Source organism: Streptomyces sp. WM6386, assembly GCF_000972385.1.
In the GTDB taxonomy this organism is placed as follows: domain Bacteria; phylum Actinomycetota; class Actinomycetes; order Streptomycetales; family Streptomycetaceae; genus Streptomyces.
Window position 1 is genome coordinate 1 of record NZ_JXTE01000073.1, and the last position, 20,657, is coordinate 20,657.

Annotated in this window: 19 protein-coding genes and 3 tRNA genes; 19 read left to right on the forward strand and 3 right to left on the reverse strand. The window is 68.2% G+C overall.

Features of this window, described 5'->3' with window-relative positions; genetic code table 11:
- Positions 1–17: 17 nt before the first annotated feature.
- Positions 18–1,274, reverse strand: coding sequence for an amidohydrolase family protein (locus TN53_RS33435; protein ID WP_046262532.1), 1,257 nt, complete (start codon positions 1,272–1,274; stop codon positions 18–20).
- Positions 1,275–1,567: 293 nt separating this feature from the next.
- Between TN53_RS33435 and TN53_RS33440 the strand changes: the two genes are divergently transcribed.
- From TN53_RS33440 to TN53_RS33480, 9 genes are all read left to right on the forward strand, one after another.
- A tRNA-Thr gene (locus tag TN53_RS33440) sits at positions 1,568–1,640 on the forward strand.
- 46 nt (positions 1,641–1,686) lie between these two features.
- Positions 1,687–1,759 (forward strand) — tRNA-Met (locus tag TN53_RS33445).
- Between the two features lie 88 nt (positions 1,760–1,847).
- Positions 1,848–2,012, forward strand: coding sequence for a 50S ribosomal protein L33 (gene rpmG / locus TN53_RS33450; RefSeq protein WP_003948671.1), 165 nt, complete (start codon positions 1,848–1,850; stop codon positions 2,010–2,012).
- A 106-nt stretch (positions 2,013–2,118) separates the two neighbouring features.
- The gene (locus TN53_RS33455) at positions 2,119–2,571 is read left to right on the forward strand and encodes a MaoC family dehydratase N-terminal domain-containing protein (RefSeq protein ID WP_046262533.1); all 453 of its coding nucleotides are present in this window, start codon (positions 2,119–2,121) and stop codon (positions 2,569–2,571) included.
- A gap of 5 nt (positions 2,572–2,576) precedes the next feature.
- Entirely contained in the window at positions 2,577–3,005 is a 429-nt protein-coding gene (locus tag TN53_RS33460; protein WP_046262557.1) for a MaoC family dehydratase, read from the forward strand.
- Between the two features lie 104 nt (positions 3,006–3,109).
- Positions 3,110–3,679, forward strand: a complete 570-nt coding sequence (locus TN53_RS33465) for a TetR/AcrR family transcriptional regulator (RefSeq protein WP_199924694.1) — start codon at positions 3,110–3,112, stop codon at positions 3,677–3,679.
- Between the two features lie 82 nt (positions 3,680–3,761).
- A complete protein-coding gene (locus TN53_RS33470; RefSeq protein ID WP_046262534.1) occupies positions 3,762–5,213 on the forward strand; it encodes an MFS transporter in 1,452 nt (483 codons plus the stop codon).
- 466 nt (positions 5,214–5,679) lie between these two features.
- A complete protein-coding gene (locus tag TN53_RS33475; RefSeq protein ID WP_095046875.1) occupies positions 5,680–6,852 on the forward strand; it encodes a UDP-N-acetylmuramate dehydrogenase in 1,173 nt (390 codons plus the stop codon).
- Between the two features lie 76 nt (positions 6,853–6,928).
- On the forward strand, positions 6,929–7,636 hold the full coding sequence (locus tag TN53_RS33480; RefSeq protein ID WP_046262536.1) for a hypothetical protein: 708 nt from the start codon (positions 6,929–6,931) through the stop codon (positions 7,634–7,636).
- On the opposite strand, the gene TN53_RS33485 is transcribed toward TN53_RS33480, so the two are convergent.
- Both TN53_RS33485 and TN53_RS33490 read right to left on the reverse strand, forming a co-directional pair.
- Positions 7,581–8,621, reverse strand: coding sequence for an adenosine deaminase (locus tag TN53_RS33485; RefSeq protein ID WP_046262537.1), 1,041 nt, complete (start codon positions 8,619–8,621; stop codon positions 7,581–7,583). The genes TN53_RS33480 and TN53_RS33485 overlap by 56 nt on opposite strands.
- 127 nt (positions 8,622–8,748) lie before the next feature.
- Entirely contained in the window at positions 8,749–9,975 is a 1,227-nt protein-coding gene (locus TN53_RS33490) for a pyridoxal phosphate-dependent aminotransferase (RefSeq protein WP_046262538.1), read from the reverse strand.
- A 274-nt stretch (positions 9,976–10,249) separates the two neighbouring features.
- Here TN53_RS33490 and TN53_RS33495 point away from each other — a divergent pair.
- From TN53_RS33495 to rpoB, 10 genes are all read left to right on the forward strand, one after another.
- Positions 10,250–10,322, forward strand: a tRNA-Trp gene (locus TN53_RS33495).
- Between the two features lie 106 nt (positions 10,323–10,428).
- The gene (secE, locus tag TN53_RS33500; protein ID WP_046262539.1) at positions 10,429–10,713 is read left to right on the forward strand and encodes a preprotein translocase subunit SecE; all 285 of its coding nucleotides are present in this window, start codon (positions 10,429–10,431) and stop codon (positions 10,711–10,713) included.
- 81 nt (positions 10,714–10,794) lie between these two features.
- Positions 10,795–11,664 (forward strand): transcription termination/antitermination protein NusG, encoded by an 870-nt coding sequence (nusG, locus tag TN53_RS33505; RefSeq protein ID WP_046262540.1) that lies wholly within the window; start codon positions 10,795–10,797, stop codon positions 11,662–11,664.
- A 169-nt stretch (positions 11,665–11,833) separates the two neighbouring features.
- Positions 11,834–12,268: a 50S ribosomal protein L11 gene (rplK, locus tag TN53_RS33510; protein ID WP_020132675.1), complete on the forward strand. Its 435-nt coding sequence runs from the start codon at positions 11,834–11,836 to the stop codon at positions 12,266–12,268.
- An 85-nt stretch (positions 12,269–12,353) separates the two neighbouring features.
- On the forward strand, positions 12,354–13,079 hold the full coding sequence (gene rplA / locus TN53_RS33515; protein ID WP_046262541.1) for a 50S ribosomal protein L1: 726 nt from the start codon (positions 12,354–12,356) through the stop codon (positions 13,077–13,079).
- A 144-nt stretch (positions 13,080–13,223) separates the two neighbouring features.
- The gene (locus TN53_RS33520) at positions 13,224–14,141 is read left to right on the forward strand and encodes a lipoprotein (RefSeq protein ID WP_046262542.1); all 918 of its coding nucleotides are present in this window, start codon (positions 13,224–13,226) and stop codon (positions 14,139–14,141) included.
- 93 nt (positions 14,142–14,234) lie between these two features.
- Entirely contained in the window at positions 14,235–15,176 is a 942-nt protein-coding gene (locus TN53_RS33525; RefSeq protein WP_234441759.1) for a hypothetical protein, read from the forward strand.
- A gap of 286 nt (positions 15,177–15,462) precedes the next feature.
- Complete coding sequence (gene rplJ / locus TN53_RS33530; RefSeq protein WP_046262544.1) at positions 15,463–15,993, forward strand: 50S ribosomal protein L10; 531 nt, start codon at positions 15,463–15,465, stop codon at positions 15,991–15,993.
- A 112-nt stretch (positions 15,994–16,105) separates the two neighbouring features.
- Positions 16,106–16,489: a 50S ribosomal protein L7/L12 gene (rplL, locus tag TN53_RS33535; protein WP_046262545.1), complete on the forward strand. Its 384-nt coding sequence runs from the start codon at positions 16,106–16,108 to the stop codon at positions 16,487–16,489.
- A 625-nt stretch (positions 16,490–17,114) separates the two neighbouring features.
- Positions 17,115–20,600 carry a DNA-directed RNA polymerase subunit beta gene (rpoB, locus tag TN53_RS33540; RefSeq protein ID WP_046262546.1) on the forward strand — a complete coding sequence of 1,162 codons (3,486 nt, stop codon included), beginning with the start codon at positions 17,115–17,117 and terminating at the stop codon, positions 20,598–20,600.
- Positions 20,601–20,657 lie beyond the last annotated feature (57 nt).

The following is a 20,657-nucleotide window of genomic DNA, read 5'->3' on the forward strand; positions in this document are numbered from 1 at the left end:
ACCCAACCCGCACCCGCCTACGGCAGCTCCCACCGCCCCTGCCGCGGCAGCCCCAACTCCACCGCCACCGCCGAGTCGCAGAACTCCCGCACCGCGCTCGTCCGCGCCACCACGCGCCCCCGATGCACGACGATCCGGCTGTACGCCAGCGACAGCGCCCCCGCGAGCCGATCCCCGCGCACCGCCAGCAACTCGGCCGGAAACCCCGCTTCCACGCGCACCTCGGGCAGCCCCAGCACGGCCCGAGCGGAGGTACTCACCGCGTCGTAGGCGTCCTCGGGGCGCAGGCCGTAGCGCGAGGCCAGCAGATAGGCGGCCTCCAGCGGGTCCCCGCGGCCCACCGGGTTCGACACGTCCCGTAGTGCGCCGCTGCCGGCCGCCACCCGCACCCCGGCCGCCCGCAGCAGCCGTACCGGAGCCGTACCGCGCCGCTCCACGCCCCCGCAGCCGCCCTGCGGCAGGCACACCACGGTCACCCCGGCCGCGGCGAGCTGGTCGGCGGTGCGGGAGGCGATCTCGGAGGGCAGCCGGCCCAGGAAGCCGCACGGGCCGATGGTCACCCCGGGACGCAGTCCGCCGGCCATCGCCGCGAGGCGGGCGAGGCGGGCCGGGTCGGTGCCGTCGGTGTGCAGATCGACGGGGCAGCCCTGCTCGGCGGCGACATCCAGCACCGCCTGCACATACCCCGTCGGATCGGGATCGAGGTCCGGGCAGCCGCCCACCACCGAGGCGCCCATCTTCACCGCGTCCCGCAGCATCGCGAGCCCCTCCGCCCCGGCCGCCCCGGTCAGCACCCGCGGCATCGCCACCGCGGTCAGCTCGGTGAGCCCGCGAAGCGAACGCCGCGCCTGCAGTACGGCGGCCAGCGCGCCCAGCCCCTGGACGTCGCCCACGCGCACGTGTGCCCGCAGCGCGGTCGCCCCGTGTCCGAGCTGGAGCAGGGCCGCCTCGGTGGCCCGGCGCTGGACGTCCTGGGGGTCGTAGGAGACCGGGCCGCCCTCGTCGGCCGACAGGGCCGTGTCGCCATGGGTGTGCGGCTCGACCGGAGCCGGGAGCAGCAGATAGCCGTTGAGGTCCACCCGCGCACCGCACGCGCGCGTGCCGTCCGCCGCCAGACTGCCCGCCGTGCCGACCGCCTCGATGCGCCCGCCGCCCAGCCGTACGTCCACGGTCCGGCCGTCGGTCAGCCGTGCCCCGCACAGCAGGAGTGAGGTGGTGTCGGCCGGGTCCGACGAGGACGAGGAGTGGGGCGGCTGCGGCTGGCTGTCGGGCATCGCGCTCCAGGGGCTCAAGGCTCGTGGCTCGGGGCTGCGGACGGGGACGCAAGATCACGCAGAGTGAGTCGAGCCTAGGGCGGTGATCCGCTCGCGGCGGGGAGGAGCGCAATAGTCGTACCGGTGTGGTTCGTCGTACGGGAGAGGCCTCAGGGGCCGGTGGGAGGGACCCTGGACAAGTCGCCCGACAGGTGGCCGGACAGCCTTCCGGACGGGCCGCGGACGGGCCATGGACGAGGGCCGGAAACGGATTTGGGTGAACGGCGGCCGAGCGTGTAATGTCTTCATCGCTCGCCCCAATAGCTCAGTCGGTAGAGCGTCTCCATGGTAAGGAGAAGGTCTACGGTTCGATTCCGTATTGGGGCTCTGGTGTGAGAGGTTCTCGTCGCAAGGTGGGAACCGATCGCATCACAGCGGTGTAGCTCAGTCGGTAGAGCAAGCGGCTCATAATCGCTGTGTCACCGGTTCAAGTCCGGTCACCGCTACTGACAGTAGCCGATTGCGGGGTCGGTCCTTCGATCGGCTACTCTTTCATGCGTTAATCGTCCCATCCGTTCGTCAAGGAGCACTCCTGTGGCTGCCACCGACGTCCGCCCGAAGATCACGCTGGCCTGCGTGGAGTGCAAGGAGCGGAACTACATCACCAAGAAGAACCGGCGTAACAACCCGGACCGACTGGAGATGAAGAAGCACTGCCCGCGTTGCAACGCGCACACCGCGCACCGCGAAACGCGATAAATCAGGCTCGTACGCGAGGCCGTCCCCTGTACTCCAGGGGGCGGCCTCGCGTCGTTTTGGTCACTTCAGCGAACGTTCGTTATCGACACCAGGAGGTGCCGAGCCCATGGCGCTCGACCAGTCCTTCGTGGGGCGGAGCTACCCGCCCACCGACCCCTATGAGGTGGGCCGGGAGAAGATCCGCGAGTTCGCGGAGGCCGTGGGGGACGCCAACCCGGCGTACACCGACCCGGACGCCGCCAAGGCGCTCGGCCACCCCGATGTGATCGCCCCGCCGACTTTTGTGTTCGCCATCACATTCAAGGCCGCCGGACAGGTCGTGGCGGATCCGCAACTGGGTCTGGACTACAGCCGCGTCGTGCACGGCGACCAGAAGTTCGCCTACACCCGCCCGGTCCGCGCCGGTGACCGTCTCTCGGTCACCTCGACCATCGAGGCGATCAAGTCCATGGCGGGCAACGACATCGTGGACATCCGGGGCGAGGTTCACGACGAGGCCGGCGAGCACGTCGTGACGGCCTGGACGAAGCTGGTCGCGCGCGCGGCAGAGGGGGCGTGACGAAGATGACGGCGAAGATCGCATACGACGACGTCGAGGTCGGCACCGAACTGCCCGCCCAGACCTTTCCCGTGAGCCGCGCCACTCTCGTCCAGTACGCGGGCGCCTCCGGTGACTTCAATCCGATCCACTGGAACGAGAAGTTCGCCAAGGAGGTCGGGCTGCCCGACGTCATCGCGCACGGCATGTTCACCATGGCCGAGGCGATCCGCGTGGTGACGGACTGGGTCGGCGACCCGGCCGCCGTCGCCGAGTACGGCGTCCGCTTCACCAGGCCCGTCGTCGTCCCCAACGACGACCAGGGCGCCGTCATCGAGGTCAGCGGCAAGGTTGCGGCCAAGCTCGACGACAACACGGTCCGCGTGGACCTCACGGCGACCAGCGCCGGGCAGAAGGTGCTGGGGATGTCCCGGGCGGTCGTACGACTGGCCTGACCTGCGTGTGTTGTAAGGGGCGTTCTCCATGGTGGGGCGCCCCTTACTTGCTCTCTGTCGCACCCTCTTGACGTAGTTAGTGATTGAGTACTAACTTACTCGTCATGGTCAGGATGAGCGCAGAGGAGAGGCGCGAGAGCGTGATCCGCGCGGCGACGATCGAGTTCGCCCGCGGCGGTTACCACGGCACTTCGACCGAGGTGATCGCCAAGCGGGTCGGGGTCTCGCAGCCGTATCTCTTCCGGCTCTTCCCTGGCAAGAAGGCGATCTTCCTGGCGGCCGCCCAGCGGTGCATGGAGGACACGATCCGTACGTTCGCGGAGGCAGCCGAGGGTCTGGAGGGCGACGAGGCCCTGCATTCCATGGCCAATGCGTACACCAAGGTCATCGCGGAGCGGCCGGAGCTGCTGATGATGCAGATGCAGGCGTACGTCGCGGTGGCGGCCGCCGAGCAGGAGGGCGACCACGAGTTCGGCACGGATGTGCGCGACGGCTGGATGCGGCTGTGGGACACGGTCCACCTGCCGCTGGGTGCCGATGTCGACGACACGACGACCTTCATGGCGTACGGCATGCTCGTCAACTGCCTGGTCGCCATGGGGTTTCCGCCCGGGCACCGGGTGTGGGAAGGGCTGTATCCGTCGGCGCGGATCAAGGGCCGACTGGAGCACTGAGCGGGACGGGCGTCATCGGCGCCTTTTTTCTTGAGCGTGAAAGTTAGTAATCAATAACTATCCAGGGAGCTCTGGGGGAGCGATGTCACAGCCAGCCGCACAGAAGACACCACGTGGGGGAGCCGTCTGGGCCCTCGTCATCACCAGCGTCGCCGGGTTCATGGCGGCCCTCGACAACCTCGTCGTCACCACCGCCCTGCCCTCCATCCGCGAGGACCTCGGCGGCGGACTGCACGACCTGGAGTGGACGGTGAGCGCCTACACCCTCACCTTCGCCGTTCTGTTGATGTTCGGCGCGGCTCTGGGCGACCGCTTCGGCCGCCGCCGGCTCTTCCTCGCCGGACTGGCGGTCTTCACCGGGGCGTCCGCCGCGGCGGCGCTGGCCCCCGGCATCGACAGCCTCATCGTGGCCCGCGCGGTCCAGGGTGTGGGCGCGGCCGTCATGATGCCGCTGACCCTCACCCTCCTGACGGCGGCCGTGCCGGCGGCCAAGCGCGGGATGGCGTACGGCATCTGGGGCGCCGTCAACGGACTGGCGGTGGCCTCCGGCCCCCTGATCGGCGGCAGCCTGACCGAACACATCTCCTGGCAGTGGATCTTCTGGCTGAACGTCCCGCTGGGCGTCGCTCTCCTCCCCCTCGCCCGCCTGCGCCTCGCGGAGTCCTACGGCACCGGCGCGCCCCTCGACATCCCCGGCACCCTCCTCGCCAGCGGCGGCCTCTTCGGCATCGTCTACGGCCTGGTGCGCGGTCCCGCGGACGGCTGGACGGACAACCTGGTCCTGACGTCCCTGTTCGCCGGTACGGCGCTCGTCGTCGGCTTCGTCCTCTACAGCGCCCGTGCCAAGAACCCCATGCTGCCGATGCGGCTGTTCCGCTCCCGGGCCTTCGCCGGCATCAACGCGGCCAGCCTTCTGATGTTCCTCGGCATGTTCGGGTCGATCTTCCTGCTCAGTCAGTACATGCAGGGTGTTCTCGGGTACTCGCCGACCGAGGCGGGGCTGCGGATGCTGCCCTGGACCGGTATGCCGATGCTGGTCGCGCCGATCGCGGGCATCCTCTCCGACCGGATAGGCGGCCGGCCCGTCGTCGCCACCGGCCTCTTCCTCCAGGCGGCAGGCCTCGCCTACCTGGCATACGTCATCACGGTGGACGCCTCCTACTCGATCCAGCTGCCCGGCCTGATCATCAGCGGCATCGGCATGGCCCTCTTCTTCGCTCCCGCCTCCAACCTGGTCATGTCCAGCGTGCGTGGGTCCGAACAGGGTGTCGCGTCCGGTGCGAACAACGCGTTTCGCGAGGTCGGTGGGGCCCTCGGTATCGCGATCATGGGGTCGATCTTCTCGGCCCAGGGTGGCTATGAGACGGGCCAGTCCTTCGTGGACGGTCTGCGGCCCGCGCTGATGACGGGGGCGGCGGTGGTGGGGCTCGCGGGTGTCGCGGCTCTGCTGATCCCGTCGAGGCGCTCCGCGCGGGTTGCGGTGGGTGCGGTGGCGGAGGAGCGGGCGCCGGTGCTGGAGGGCGTCGCCGGCTGACCTCGCACCACGAGACGGCTCTGCCCTGCGGGGCGGGGCCGTCCGTGTGTGCCCCCAACGCCGTGGCGCGCCTGGGATGTCTTCGCCCCCGCCGCCCCTACCCGTTCCCATCCCCCAGGGGCTGCCGCCCCTTCGACCCCGCCTCCAGGGGGCGCCGCCCCCTGGACCCCCGTCGGCCCGAAGGGCCTCGTCCTCAAACGCCGGACGGGCTGAAGGCGCGGGTTGGTGAGCGATCGGGACGGCAGGCACTCGTCGTCGGATGCCGGGCGGGCTGAAGGACGCGGGACCGGGAGGTGAGCCCCGTCCTCTGACACCCGCTTCCTACGACCCCAGGCGGGACGCGCCCCGCGCTTGCGCAACGGCGAGGAGGGGACGTACCGGGGGGTGCCCGCCCGCAGCGTCGGGCGACCGACCAACGGCACAGCCCCAGAGGACAGGACCGCCCGACCGAGGACGGACACCCCCGGTGAGGCACCGACCCCCGACGGCGAGCAGTGCGCAACGCGAACCCCCACCGGACCGCAACGGGCCGCCGCAGGCATCCACCCACTCGCCGTCAGAGGCGTCTCGTACTCTTGAGCCCGTGCAGGAACGACACCACGCCCCCCTCGCCCCGCTGACCACCTTTCGCCTGGGCGGTCCCGCCGCTCGGCTGATCACGGCGACCACCGACGCCGACGTGATCGCGGCCGTGCGCGAGGCCGACGACAGCGGTACGCCGCTCCTGCTCATCGGCGGCGGATCGAACCTCGTCATCGGCGACCAGGGCTTCGACGGCACCGCCCTGGTCATCGCGACCAAGGGCTTCGAGCTCACCGGCACCCACCTCGAACTCGCCGCCGGCGAGGTCTGGACCGACGCCGTCGCCCGCACCGTGGAGGCAGGACTCGCCGGCATCGAGTGCCTCGCCGGCATCCCCGGCTCCGCGGGCGCGACCCCGATCCAGAACGTCGGTGCCTACGGCCAGGAGGTCTCCGCCACGATCACCGAGGTGATCGCCTACGACCGCCGGACCCGCGAAGCGGTCACCGTCAGCAACGCCGACTGCGGCTTCACCTACCGCCACAGCCGCTTCAAGGCCGACCCCGAGCGATACGTCGTCCTGCGCGTCGCCTTCGAGCTCGAGGACGCCGACGGACTCTCGGCGCCGATCAAGTACGCCGAGACCGCCCGCGCCCTCGGCGTCGAACCCGGCGACCGCGTCCCCCTCGCCGCCGCCCGCGAGACCGTACTGAAGCTGCGCGCGGGCAAGGGCATGGTGCTGGACCCGGAGGACCACGACACCTGGTCGGCGGGCTCCTTCTTCACCAACCCGATCCTCACCGAGGAGCAGTTCACCGCGTTCCACGCGCGCGTGAAGGCCCACCTCGGCGACACCGCCGAGCCGCCCGCCTACCCGGCAGGCGAGGGCCACACCAAGACCTCCGCGGCCTGGCTCATCGACAGGGCGGGCTTCACCAAGGGCTACGGCACCGGCCCCGCCCGCATCTCCACGAAGCACACCCTCGCCCTCACCAACCGCGGCGAGGCCACCACGGAGGACCTCCTCACCCTGGCCCGCGAGGTCGTCGCCGGCGTCCACGAGACCTTCGGCATCACGCTGGTCAACGAGCCGGTGACGGTCGGCGTCAGCCTGTAGGCGGCACGGCTCCGCAGAAATCCCCGTTGCGGGGGGCCTGACCGAGCCGCCACCCTCGTCCCATGAGAGATCCCGCATGCGGCTGAGGCTGCGCCAGTTCAGGCCCCGGACCGGTCCGCACGAATACCGGATCGTCCAGCCGCGACACCCGCTGCGCCATACCTCGCTGACCGCTCCCGACCCCATCGGCCTGCTGCTCGGCGACCACGACGGACTCAACCGGCTGGCCGGACTGTTCTCCTTCGCCGCCTACTCCCGCCACACGATCGTCCATGTCCCGCTGCGCGACGGAGTCCCGCCCGACGAGGGATGGGGCGAGCGGGTCGACCTCGTCCTGGCCCACCACCATCTCGGCATGCGTGCGAGCCAGTGGCCCGAGCTGCGCCGCAAGCTCACTCACGGCACCCCGCTGACCGTAGGCACCGACGAGGCCCGCACCACGCGGGACGCGGAGTCCTGGCGTGCCCGCCAGTCGCACGCGGACGCCCGGGACGAGCTGCGGCACACCACCCACGCCCGGACGTTCTTCCTGTTCGGCACCAGGGACGTCTTCGCCCAGACGGCCACCGAGTTCGCCTATGCGGCGGGCTGGGGGCCGCGGCAGAAGCGTGTCGCCGACGGGCACATGGCGTTCATGACGGCCCTCACCCTGGCCGAGCCGCCCAACAGCGGCGGGCACCCCCTGGAGCTGGACATCTGTTACAAGCCGTATCCGCCCTACGCCCACTTCAGGCGGCCGGGCGAGCCAGCCACTCGTCCACCCCGGCCAGCATCCGCGCCTTGACGCCCTCGGGCGCCGCGGAAGCCCGGACCGACTGCCGGGCCAGCTCCGCCAACTCCCGGTCCGTGAAGCCGTGGTGCTGCCGCGCGATCTCGTACTGGGCGGCCAGCCGCGACCCGAAGAGCAGCGGGTCGTCGGCGCCGAGCGCCATCGGAACCCCCGCCTCGAACAGTGTGCGCAGCGGCACGTCCTCGGGCTTCTCGTAGACGCCCAGCGCCACGTTGGAGGCCGGGCAGACCTCGCACGTCACGCCCCGGTCGGCGAGCCGCTTCAGCAGCCGGGGGTCCTCCGCGGCCCGCACCCCGTGCCCGATCCGGTGCGCGTCCAGGTCGTCGAGACAGTCCCGCACGGACGACGGCCCGGTCAGCTCACCCCCGTGCGGCGCCGACAACAACCCCCCTTCCCGCGCGATGGCGAACGCCCGGTCGAAGTCCCGGGCCATGCCCCGCCGCTCGTCGTTGGACAGCCCGAACCCGACGACCCCCCGGTCCGCGTACCGCACCGCGAGGCGCGCCAGCGTCCGCGCGTCCAGCGGATGCTTCATCCGGTTCGCGGCCACCAGCACCCGCATCCCGAGCCCGGTCTCCCGCGAGGTCGTCTCCACCGCGTCGAGGATGACCTCCAGCGCCGGGATCAGACCGCCCAGCCGAGGGGCGTACGACGTCGGATCGACCTGGATCTCCAGCCACTGCGAGCCGTCGCGCACATCCTCCTCGGCGGCCTCCCGCACCAGCCGCTGGATGTCCTCGGGCCGCCTGAGGCACGACCGCGCGGCGTCGTACAGCCGCTGGAACCGGAACCAGCCCCGCTCGTCCGTGGCCCGCAGCCTCGGCGGCTCACCGCTGGTCAGCGCCTCGGTCAGCGCGTCAGGCAGTCGTACGCCGTACTTGTCGGCCAGCTCCAGCACGGTGGTGGGCCGCATCGACCCGGTGAAGTGCAGGTGCAGATGGGCTTTCGGCAGCTCAGAGACATCACGTACACGCTCCATTCCAGGATCCTGCCGTACGTCCCTGCCGTCCCGGTAGCGCTTTCCCCGAACGTGGTCTTGCTCGCACAAACGAAGGAGGCCATCACCTACCGGCATCGGTAGGTGATGGCCTCCTCGAAGGCGGACGTCAGTCCCGCGCCTCCGCCAGCAGCTTCTGGATCCGCGAGACACCCTCGACGAGATCCTCGTCGCCCAGGGCGTACGACAGCCGCAGATAGCCCGGCGTACCGAACGCCTCACCCGGCACGACCGCGACCTCGGACTCCTCCAGGATCAGCGCGGCCAGCTCGACCGTGTCCTGCGGGCGCTTGCCGCGGATCTCCTTGCCGAGCAGACCCTTGACCGACGGGTAGGCGTAGAAGGCGCCCTCGGGCTCCGGGCAGAGCACGCCGTCGATCTCGTTGAGCATCCGCACGATCGTCTTGCGACGGCGGTCGAAGGCCTCCTTCATCTCCTCGACGGCCGACAGGTCGCCGGAGACCGCGGCGAGGGCCGCCACCTGGGCGACGTTGGAGACGTTGGACGTGGCATGCGACTGGAGGTTCGTCGCGGCCTTGACCACGTCCTTCGGGCCGATGACCCAGCCCACGCGCCAGCCGGTCATCGCGTACGTCTTCGCGACACCGTTGACCACGATCGTCTTGTCGGCCAGCTCCGGCACGACCACCGGCAGGGAGTGGAACTCCGCGTCGCCGTAGACCAGGTGCTCGTAGATCTCGTCGGTCAGGACCCACAGGCCCTTCTCGGCGGCCCAGCGGCCGATCTCCTCGACCTGCGCGCGGGTGTAGACGGCGCCGGTCGGGTTGGAGGGGGAGACGAAGAGCAGGACCTTCGTGTTCTCCGTACGGGCCGCCTCCAGCTGCTCCACGGTGACGCGGTAGCCGGTGGTCTCGTCCGCGACGACGTCGACCGGGACACCGCCCGCGAGGCGGATCGACTCCGGATACGTCGTCCAGTACGGGGCCGGGACGATGACCTCGTCGCCCGGGTCGAGGATCGCGGCGAAGGCCTCGTAGATGGCCTGCTTGCCGCCGTTGGTCACCAGGACCTGGGAGGCGTCGACCTCGTAGCCGGAGTCGCGCAGCGTCTTCGCGGCGATCGCGGCCTTCAGCTCGGGCAGGCCGCCGGCCGGCGTGTAGCGGTGGTACTTCGGGTTCGAGCAGGCCTCGATGGCGGCCTGGACGATGTAGTCCGGGGTCGGGAAGTCGGGCTCACCGGCGCCGAAGCCGATCACCGGACGCCCGGCGGCCTTGAGGGCCTTGGCCTTGGCGTCCACGGCGAGGGTGGCGGACTCGGAGATCGCGCCGACTCGGGCGGAGACCCGGCGCGCGGTGGGAGGGGTTGCAGCGCTCATGGGGCCCATCGTTCCAGACCGGAAACGCCAGTGGCACACGGGTTTCACAGACTGAACACGCACTGAACAACCGTCCGGATTCGCGCGGTGGCCTGGGTGATCTTCGGCCGCCGTGCTGACGATCTTCCGTCGCCAAAGCCCCTACGGGCGCTTTCTGTTCGACGGGGGCCTTCGGAACACGTACACTCTCACCTCGTTGGCCTCACAACGGCCGCACTCATCCGGTGCACACCGAGCACCCGGGCGGATGCGGTACGTTTGGGGAGAACCACAAAGGGTCGTAGCTCAATTGGTAGAGCACCGGTCTCCAAAACCGGCGGTTGGGGGTTCAAGTCCCTCCGGCCCTGCTACACACACCGCCAGGATGTGTACGCATGTACGTACAGGTAATGCACCGCCGTGCGGCTCAGACCGGGCGCGGCACGGCCACGACCCGGGAACAGGTGAGGACGAATGGCGGACGCCGTGGGCTCCATCGACACGCCTGATGCCCAGGATGAGGCGTCAGAGTCGAAGAAGACCCGCAAGGGCGGTAAGCGTGCCAAGAAGGGCCCGCTGAAGCGTCTTGCCCTCTTCTACCGGCAGATCGTCGCGGAGCTTCGCAAGGTCGTCTGGCCTTCGCGGAGCCAGCTGACCACCTATACGACCGTGGTGATCGTCTTCGTGATCGTCATGATCGGCCTGGTCACCGTGATTGACTATGGACTCGACCACGCCGCCAAGTACGTTTTCGGCTGAGCAACGTTGCGAAGGGCGCCGCGGTTACCGGCGCCCCTTTCGCATGTTCCACCCCTATGTATCCAGGAAGAAGCAGCCACCGTGTCTGACCAGAACCTGAACGACGCCATCGAGCCGGACGAGTCCGTGGAAGACGAGCTCGACATCCTCGAGGGCGCGGACGAGGACCTGGACGAGGTCGAGGCTGCCGACGCCGAGGCGGGCGAGCCCGCCGAGGAAGCCGCTCTCCACGTCGAGGACGAGTCCGACGAAGACGCCGAGGCCGAGTCCGGCGGCGACGTCGAGGCCGTCGAGGACGAGGAAGAGGACGCCGAGGAGGAGCCGGCCGAGCCGGTCGACCCCGTCGTCGCCCTGCGCGAGGAACTGCGCACCCTCCCCGGCGAGTGGTACGTCATCCACACCTACGCCGGGTACGAGAACCGCGTGAAGACCAACCTGGAGCAGCGCGCCGTCTCGCTCAACGTCGAGGACTACATCTTCGCGGCCGAGGTGCCCCAGGAAGAGGTCGTCCAGATCAAGAACGGCGACCGCAAGACGATCCGTCAGAACAAGCTCCCCGGCTACGTGCTGGTGCGCATGGACCTGACGAACGAGTCCTGGGGCGTCGTCCGCAACACTCCCGGCGTCACCGGCTTCGTGGGCAACGCCTACGACCCGTACCCGCTGACCCTGGACGAGATCGTCAAGATGCTCGCCCCGGAGGCCGAGGAGAAGGCCGCCCGCGAGGCCGCCGAGGCCGAGGGCAAGCCTGCTCCGCAGCGCAAGGTCGAGGTCCAGGTGCTGGACTTCGAGGTCGGCGACTCGGTCACCGTCACCGACGGCCCGTTCGCCACGCTGCAGGCCACGATCAACGAGATCAACGCCGACTCGAAGAAGGTCAAGGGTCTCGTCGAGATCTTCGGCCGCGAGACGCCGGTCGAGCTCTCCTTCGACCAGATCCAGAAGAACTAGCTTCGTCTGGAGCACAAGCCTCCGATCAGGTCAGACAGGCTTTCGCAGCCGGTCTGACCTGCTCGGTTTTTGGCTGCACACAGATACCCGTTATCGTTGTGCGGTATGCCTCCATCCGGATCATCCGGACCGGACGGCTGAAAACTCTCACTAGGACCCGGAGAGAGCAATGCCTCCCAAGAAGAAGAAGGTCACGGGGCTCATCAAGCTCCAGATCAACGCCGGTGCGGCCAACCCCGCGCCGCCGGTCGGCCCCGCGCTCGGCCAGCACGGCGTCAACATCATGGAGTTCTGCAAGGCCTACAACGCCGCGACCGAGTCGCAGCGTGGCTGGGTGATCCCGGTGGAGATCACGGTCTACGAGGACCGCTCCTTCACCTTCATCACCAAGACGCCGCCGGCCGCGAAGATGATCCTCAAGGCCGCGGGTGTCGAGAAGGGCTCTGGCGAGCCGCACAAGACCAAGGTCGCCAAGATCACCGAGGCGCAGGTCCGCGAGATCGCCACGACCAAGCTTCCCGACCTGAACGCCAACGACCTGGACGCCGCGTCGAAGATCATCGCCGGCACCGCCCGCTCCATGGGCATCACGGTCGAGGGCTGAACCCCAGCCTCGTAGCACCTTCGTAGCACCGTGGCAGGGCCTGCTCGGCCCCTACCACGACTCCTCAAGACACACAGGAGCAGTAGTGAGCAAGCGCAGCAAGTCCCTCCGCGCTGCGGACGCCAAGATCGACCGGGAGAAGCTCTACGCCCCGCTCGAGGCCGTCCGTCTCGCCAAGGAGACCTCCACGACCAAGTTCGACGGCACCGTCGAGGTCGCCTTCCGTCTGGGTGTCGACCCGCGTAAGGCCGACCAGATGGTCCGTGGCACCGTGAACCTTCCGCACGGCACCGGTAAGACCGCCCGGGTCCTGGTCTTCGCGACCGGCGACCGTGCCGAGGCCGCGCGTGCCGCGGGCGCCGACATCGTCGGCGCCGACGAACTCATCGACGAGGTTTCGAAGGGCCGCCTGGACTTCGACGCCGTCGTCGCCACCCCGGACCTCATGGGCAAGGTCGGCCGCCTCGGCCGCGTGCTCGGTCCGCGTGGTCTGATGCCGAACCCGAAGACCGGCACCGTCACCCCCGACGTGACCAAGGCCGTGACCGAGATCAAGGGCGGCAAGATCGAGTTCCGCGTCGACAAGCACTCGAACCTGCACTTCATCATCGGCAAGACGTCCTTCGACGACGAGAAGCTGGTGGAGAACTACGGCGCCGCGCTGGAGGAGATCCTCCGTCTGAAGCCGTCCGCCGCCAAGGGCCGTTACATCAAGAAGGCCGCGGTCTCCACCACCATTGGTCCCGGCATCCCCGTCGACCCGAACCGCACCCGCAACCTCCTCGTCGAGGAGGACCCGGCCGCCGTCTGATCCTTACGGCAGTCGCGTCGCGATACGCGTTCTTGACGCGGGCCCCGCAACCTTTCGAGGTGCGGGGCCCGTCTCATTTCCCGGTACGTGTGTCAGTGCTCCGCGCTAACGTGCGGATACAGCAACCGCATTGGGGTGGGACGAATGAAGAGCACGACCATGCGCCGGACGGCTCTGGCGATCGCGACAGCGACCGCGCTGACCGGCCTGGCTGCCTGTACGTCCTCGGGTGACTCGGGAGGCTCCGGCAAGGACGACAAGGCGTCCGGCAAGGACACGAGCAACCTCAGCCCCGTAGCGGCCCTACGCTCCGCCGAGAAGTCCACCGACGCCGCCGACTCCGCCAAGGTCGAGTCCACGACCACCATGGGCACGATGATGTCCATGAACGCCGACGGAGCCCTCGGCTGGGGTGACGGCATCACCGGCACCATGACCATCGAGTACACCGGCGGCACCATGGCCGACACCATGCGCCAGCTGGGCACCACGTCGATGGAGGCCCGCTATCTGCCCGACGCCTACTACGCGAGGATGGGCGACAAGTTCGCCGAGCAGGCCGGCGGCAAGCACTGGATCCGGTACGACTACGACGACCTCGCGGACCTCGGCGGCGGCTCCGGTGCCTACCTCAGGGACCAGATGCAGAACACCACGCCCAACCAGTCGGTGAAGCTGCTGCTGGCCTCGGGGGACGTGAAGAAGGTCGGCGCGGAGAAGGTCCGCGGCCAGGAGACCACGCACTACTCGGGCACCGTCGACGTCGCCGACCTCGCAGGCAAGAACTCCAGCCTCAGCGCGAGCCAGCTCGCCGACCTCAAGAAGCAGCTCGAACAGGCGGGCGTGACCACGCAGCAGGTCGACATCTGGGTCGACGACCAGGATCTGCTGGTCAAGAAGGTCGAGAAGGGCAAGATGGCCACCGGGGACCTGACCCAGACCGCCTACTACAGCGACTACGGCGTGAAGATCTCCGCCGAGGCGCCCGCGGCCGGCGACACCCAGGACTTCAAGGAGCTGCTGGAGAAGCAGGGCGGTACCGTCGCCGGCACCACGTCCTGACAGGGGCTGGAAACCTGGGGGACGGGGGTGTCCCACGGGGGATATGGTCCTGGTCGAACTTTCCACAGACATCACTCGGTCCAGGGGGGACTCATGAGCATGTCCATACGCGGCTCGGTACGCCGTAGAGGCGCGGGGGCCGTCGCGGCGGCCATGCTGCTGACGGGTGCCGTGGCCTGCGGCGGCGGGGGAGAGAAGAACGACGCCACGGGCACGGGAGCGAAGACGGGCAAGAAACGTTCCGTCACGCAGGTCATCACCGCGGCGTACAAGAAGACGGCCGAGGCCAAGTCCGCCCGGGTCAACATGACCATGTCGGTGCCGGGCGCGGACGGCGGCGAGATGACCATGAGCGGGATCATGGGCTGGGACCCGACCCTCATGGACATGACGATGAAGGGCTCCGCTCTCGCCGCGGACGCGGACATGCCCAAGAACGCCCGCATCATCTGGCAGAACGACGTCGTGTACGTCGACGCGGGCGCTGCCGCCGCCAAGGAGATGGACGGCAAGCGCTGGATGAAGCTCGACCTCGGGGCCATGGCCGAGGAGGCCGAGAAGTCCGGGGACGACGAGCTCACCAAGGAGCTGACCGGCGGCCTGGAGGACATGAACCAGGACCCCGCCCAGCAGCTGGCGATGCTCCTCGACTCGCCCAACCTCAAGCACGTGGGCAGCGAGAAGATCGACGGGGCCGACACCGAGCACTACAAGGGGACCCTCACGGTCGAGGAGATGATGGCGACCAACAAGTCGCTGGACGTCCTGGAGCCCAAGGAGCGCAAGGAGCTCCTGGCCGGCATGAAGAAGGCCGGCATCAAGGGCTACGACACCGAGGTCTGGGTCAACGAGGACGACCTCCCGGTCCGCATGGACGTCGGCATCAGCAGCCCGCAGGGCACCGTCGAGATGAGCATGAAGCTCTCCGACTACGGTGCGAAGGCCGAGGTCGAGGTGCCGCCGGCCAACGAGACCTTCGACCTGATGGAGATGTTCAAGGAGCTCGCGGGGAGCGGCGATCTCGGCGGGAGCTGAGCACCGTAGGACCCGATTTGCCTGACGACGACGGGGTCACGTACTCTCCTACAGAAGCCAAAGACCGCTGGTCGTTGCCGTGCTCTCGCAAGAGGGTTCGGTGGCCGAAGGATCCGCTGAAAATCGCGGACGACCCGCGCAGGTGACCGTGGATGTGCTCCCGGAGTTCGCTGCTCGACAGCGTGCGAGTGCCGGTCGAGCTACGCCCCGTGCGCCTGCGCCGGGGCGTTTCGTTTTCTGTAGCCCCTTCTGAGCGGTCCTCATCACCCGGAAGGAGGCCACGCTTATGGCAAGGCCCGACAAGGCTGCCGCGGTAGCCGAGCTCGCGGACCAGTTCCGTAGCTCGAACGCCGCTGTGCTGACCGAGTACCGGGGTCTCACCGTGGCGCAGCTCAAGACGCTGCGTCGTTCGCTCGGTGACGACGCCCAGTACGCCGTGGTGAAGAACACGCTGACCAAGATCGCGGCCAACGAGGCCGGGATCTCCTCGCTCGACGACCTGTTCAACGGTCCGACGGCGGTTGCCTTCATCTCCGGTGACCCGGTGACGTCGGCGAAGGGTCTTCGTGACTTCGCCAAGGACAACCCGAACCTCATCATCAAGGGCGGTGTCCTTGACGGTAAGGCGCTGTCCGCCGATGAGATCAAGAAGCTCGCGGACCTCGAGTCCCGCGAGGTTCTGCTCAGCAAGCTGGCTGGTGCGTTCAAGGGCAAGCAGTCCCAGGCTGCCTCGCTCTTCCAGGCGCTCCCCTCGAAGTTCGTCCGCACCGCGGAGGCGCTTCGTGCCAAGAAGGCCGAGCAGGGCGGTGCCGAGTAATTCGGCTCGCGCATTGACCGCCGCCTGAGAGGCGACGGTCGCAGCGGGCCGAACGTACGCCCGCCTCACATGTACATCCGGCACCAGCCGAATTAGTGGAAGGATCGCCCACATGGCGACGAAGCTGTCCCAGGAAGAGCTGCTCGAGCAGTTCGAGTCCCTCACCCTCATCGAGCTCTCCGAGTTCGTGAAGGCGTTCGAGGAGAAGTTCGACGTCACCGCCGCCGCCGCGGTCGCCGCTGCCCCGGTCGGCCCCACCGCCGTTGCCGACGCCCCGGAGGAGCAGGACGAGTTCGACGTCATCCTCACGGGTGCCGGCGAGAAGAAGATCCAGGTCATCAAGGTCGTGCGTGAGCTGACCTCGCTGGGTCTCAAGGAGGCCAAGGACCTCGTGGACGGCGCCCCGAAGCCCGTCGTCGAGAAGGTCGCCAAGGAGGCCGCTGAGAAGGCCGCCGAGGCGCTCAAGGGCGCCGGCGCGTCCGTCGAGGTCAAGTAACACCTCACGGGTCCGCACGGACTCGCGCGAGCCACGGGCCTCGTAAGAGGGCTGTAACGCTGACGCACCGAAGAGCGATCATCCATCCGGGTGGTCGCTCTTCGGCGTTCCCGGGGGCGTCGTGGCGGCTGCCTTGCGACCGTGGTCGTGGGGAGTATGGTGATCTTCGCCGTGCCCCTTGAGCGCCCCTGGTGGCAGGCCGGAGGCAGACCGCAAGTGACGAGCGCAGCACCCCGGTTTGGGCAAGACAGGTCTTGACGAACCGCACGCAGCGCGCAATTCTCAGGACGCGTCGCCAGAACGGTCCGAATCCGAGGCATGGATCGGCGACGAAGAGGGCAGTATCAACGTGCGTTGAGGGCGAGCGTGCCGAAGGCGTTGAGGACAACGAGGGTCACAGAAAATCGGGGCTGGACATCAGTGCGCCATGTGGCTACACTGACCCTTTGCGCTGCCTGTTAGCTGCCCCCTGCCCGTCACCAGGGGTCTGCCCTCGCCTCAGCATCGATGATCAGAACTTCTCTGACCTGGCCGAACAAAGCCGGATCAGGGGGTATCTGTCTTCGTGTGCAGGAGTGGGACCGGTACGCGCGTAGTGAGTCCGAGCCCTCGGAAGGACCCCCTCTTGGCCGCCTCGCGCACTGCCTCGAACGCGAATACGAACAATGGCGCCAGCACTGCCCCGCTGCGCATCTCTTTTGCAAAGATCAAGGAGCCTCTCGAGGTTCCCAACCTGCTCGCGCTGCAGACCGAGAGCTTTGACTGGCTGCTCGGGAACACCGCCTGGCAGAGTCGGGTCGAGGAGGCTCTGGAGTCAGGTCAGGACGTCCCCACCAAGTCCGGTCTGGAGGAGATCTTCGAGGAGATCTCTCCGATCGAGGACTTCTCCGGGTCGATGTCGCTGACGTTCCGCGACCACCGCTTCGAGCCGCCGAAGAACAGCATCGACGAGTGCAAGGACCGCGACTTCACGTACGCGGCCCCGCTCTTCGTGACGGCAGAGTTCACGAACAACGAGACCGGCGAGATCAAGTCCCAGACGGTCTTCATGGGCGACTTCCCGCTCATGACCCACAAGGGCACCTTCGTCATCAACGGCACCGAGCGTGTCGTGGTGTCGCAGCTGGTCCGTTCGCCGGGTGTCTACTTCGACTCCTCCATCGACAAGACGTCCGACAAGGACATCTTCTCGGCCAAGATCATCCCGTCCCGGGGTGCCTGGCTGGAGATGGAGATCGACAAGCGCGACATGGTCGGTGTGCGCATCGACCGCAAGCGCAAGCAGTCCGTGACCGTCCTCCTCAAGGCTCTCGGTTGGACCACCGAGCAGATCCTCGAGGAGTTCGGCGAGTACGAGTCCATGCGCGCCACCCTGGAGAAGGACCACACCCAGGGCCAGGACGACGCGCTGCTCGACATCTACCGCAAGCTGCGTCCGGGCGAGCCCCCGACCCGTGAGGCCGCGCAGACGCTGCTCGAGAACCTCTACTTCAACTCCAAGCGCTACGACCTCGCCAAGGTCGGCCGCTACAAGGTGAACAAGAAGCTGGGCGGCGAGGCCCCGCTGAACGCCGGGGTCCTGACCGTCGAGGACATCATCTCGACGATCAAGTACCTGGTGAAGCTGCACGCGGGCGAGACCGAGACGGTCGGCGACCGGGGTACGAGCATCGTCGTCGAGACCGACGACATCGACCACTTCGGCAACCGTCGTCTGCGCAGCGTCGGCGAGCTCATCCAGAACCAGGTCCGTACGGGTCTGGCTCGTATGGAGCGCGTCGTGCGTGAGCGCATGACGACCCAGGACGTCGAGGCGATCACGCCGCAGACCCTGATCAACATCCGGCCGGTCGTCGCCTCCATCAAGGAGTTCTTCGGCACCAGCCAGCTGTCGCAGTTCATGGACCAGAACAACCCGTTGTCGGGTCTCACCCACAAGCGTCGTCTCTCGGCGCTGGGTCCCGGTGGTCTGTCCCGTGAGCGGGCAGGCTTCGAGGTCCGTGACGTGCACCCGTCTCACTACGGCCGTATGTGCCCGATCGAGACGCCCGAAGGCCCGAACATCGGTCTGATCGGTTCGCTCGCCTCCTACGGCCGCGTCAACGCGTTCGGTTTCGTGGAGACGCCGTACCGCAGGGTCGACGGCGACGTCGTCACCGACGAGGTCGACTACCTCACGGCCGACGAAGAGGACCGATTCGTCATCGCGCAGGCCAACGCCACGCTCGACGACAACATGCGTTTCACCGAGAACCGCGTCCTGGTCCGCCGTCGTGGCGGCGAGGTCGACTACGTCCCCGGTGACGACGTGGACTACATGGACGTCTCGCCGCGCCAGATGGTGTCGGTCGCGACCGCCATGATCCCGTTCCTCGAGCACGACGACGCCAACCGTGCCCTCATGGGCGCGAACATGATGCGTCAGGCCGTGCCGCTCATCAAGAGCGAGGCCCCGCTCGTCGGCACCGGCATGGAGTACCGCTCCGCGGTCGACGCCGGCGACGTGGTCAAGGCCGAGAAGGACGGTGTGGTCCAGGAGGTCTCCGCGGACTACATCACCACCGCCAACGACGACGGCACGTACATCACGTACCGCCTGGCCAAGTTCGCCCGCTCCAACCAGGGCACCTCGGTCAACCAGAAGGTCATCGTCAACGAGGGCGACCGCATCATCACGGGCCAGGTGCTCGCCGATGGTCCGGCCACCGAGAACGGCGAGATGGCCCTGGGCAAGAACCTGCTCGTGGCGTTCATGCCGTGGGAGGGTCACAACTACGAGGACGCGATCATCCTGTCGCAGCGCCTCGTGCAGGACGACGTCCTCTCCTCGATCCACATCGAGGAGCACGAGGTCGACGCCCGTGACACCAAGCTCGGCCCCGAGGAGATCACCCGGGACATCCCGAACGTCTCCGAGGAGGTCCTCGCCGACCTCGACGAGCGCGGCATCATCCGTATCGGTGCCGAGGTCGTCGCCGGTGACATCCTCGTCGGCAAGGTCACGCCCAAGGGTGAGACCGAGCTGACCCCGGAGGAGCGCCTGCTGCGCGCGATCTTCGGTGAGAAGGCCCGTGAGGTCCGTGACACCTCGCTGAAGGTCCCGCACGGCGAGATCGGCAAGGTCATCGGCGTCCGCGTCTTCGACCGCGAGGAGGGCGACGAGCTTCCCCCCGGTGTGAACCAGCTGGTGCGCGTGTACGTGGCGCAGAAGCGCAAGATCACCGACGGTGACAAGCTCGCCGGCCGTCACGGCAACAAGGGTGTTATCTCGAAGATCCTTCCGATCGAGGACATGCCGTTCCTCGAGGACGGAACTCCGGTCGACATCATCCTGAACCCGCTGGGTGTGCCGTCCCGAATGAACCCGGGACAGGTTCTGGAGATCCACCTCGGCTGGCTCGCCAGCCGCGGCTGGGACGTCTCCGGTCTCGGCGAGGACTGGGCGCAGCGCCTGCAGGTCATCGGCGCCGACCAGGTCGCGCCGGGCACCAACGTCGCCACCCCGGTGTTCGACGGTGCGCGTGAGGACGAGCTCGCGGGTCTGCTGAACCACACCATCCCGAACCGCGACGGCGAGCGCATGGTGCAGCCGACCGGTAAGGCGAGGATGTTCGACGGCCGCTCCGGCGAGCCGTTCCCGGACCCGATCTCCATCGGGTACATGTACATCCTCAAGCTGCACCACCTGGTCGACGACAAGCTGCACGCCCGTTCGACCGGTCCGTACTCGATGATCACCCAGCAGCCGCTGGGTGGTAAGGCCCAGTTCGGTGGCCAGCGCTTCGGTGAGATGGAGGTGTGGGCGCTGGAGGCTTATGGCGCCGCGTACGCCCTCCAGGAGCTGCTGACCATCAAGTCCGACGACGTCACCGGCCGCGTGAAGGTCTACGAGGCCATCGTCAAGGGCGAGAACATCCCCGAGCCCGGCATCCCCGAGTCCTTCAAGGTGCTCATCAAGGAGATGCAGTCCCTGTGCCTCAACGTGGAGGTGCTGTCCTCGGACGGCATGTCCATCGAGATGCGCGACACCGACGAGGATGTCTTCCGCGCTGCGGAGGAGCTTGGCATCGACCTGTCCCGGCGCGAGCCGAGCAGCGTCGAAGAGGTCTGACGGGAGTTCGGAGGCCTTCACCATGAAGGCCTCCGGCCCCAGGACCCCCGTATCAGA

What these genes read in the sequence shown, in the direction of transcription:
- rplL (WP_046262545.1), top strand. Translation starts at nt 16,106, where the DNA reads ATGGCGACGAAGCTGTCCCAGGAAGAGCTGCTCGAGCAGTTCGAGTCC.
- TN53_RS33460 (WP_046262557.1), top strand. Translation starts at nt 2,577, where the DNA reads ATGACGGCGAAGATCGCATACGACGACGTCGAGGTCGGCACCGAACTG.
- TN53_RS33525 (WP_234441759.1), top strand. Translation starts at nt 14,235, where the DNA reads ATGAGCATGTCCATACGCGGCTCGGTACGCCGTAGAGGCGCGGGGGCC.
- TN53_RS33435 (WP_046262532.1), bottom strand. Translation starts at nt 1,274, where the DNA reads ATGCCCGACAGCCAGCCGCAGCCGCCCCACTCCTCGTCCTCGTCGGAC.
- rplK (WP_020132675.1), top strand. Translation starts at nt 11,834, where the DNA reads ATGCCTCCCAAGAAGAAGAAGGTCACGGGGCTCATCAAGCTCCAGATC.
- TN53_RS33520 (WP_046262542.1), top strand. Translation starts at nt 13,224, where the DNA reads ATGAAGAGCACGACCATGCGCCGGACGGCTCTGGCGATCGCGACAGCG.
- TN53_RS33465 (WP_199924694.1), top strand. Translation starts at nt 3,110, where the DNA reads ATGGTCAGGATGAGCGCAGAGGAGAGGCGCGAGAGCGTGATCCGCGCG.
- rplJ (WP_046262544.1), top strand. Translation starts at nt 15,463, where the DNA reads ATGGCAAGGCCCGACAAGGCTGCCGCGGTAGCCGAGCTCGCGGACCAG.
- TN53_RS33490 (WP_046262538.1), bottom strand. Translation starts at nt 9,975, where the DNA reads ATGAGCGCTGCAACCCCTCCCACCGCGCGCCGGGTCTCCGCCCGAGTC.
- TN53_RS33480 (WP_046262536.1), top strand. Translation starts at nt 6,929, where the DNA reads ATGCGGCTGAGGCTGCGCCAGTTCAGGCCCCGGACCGGTCCGCACGAA.
- TN53_RS33485 (WP_046262537.1), bottom strand. Translation starts at nt 8,621, where the DNA reads ATGGAGCGTGTACGTGATGTCTCTGAGCTGCCGAAAGCCCATCTGCAC.
- TN53_RS33455 (WP_046262533.1), top strand. Translation starts at nt 2,119, where the DNA reads ATGGCGCTCGACCAGTCCTTCGTGGGGCGGAGCTACCCGCCCACCGAC.
- TN53_RS33470 (WP_046262534.1), top strand. Translation starts at nt 3,762, where the DNA reads ATGTCACAGCCAGCCGCACAGAAGACACCACGTGGGGGAGCCGTCTGG.
- secE (WP_046262539.1), top strand. Translation starts at nt 10,429, where the DNA reads ATGGCGGACGCCGTGGGCTCCATCGACACGCCTGATGCCCAGGATGAG.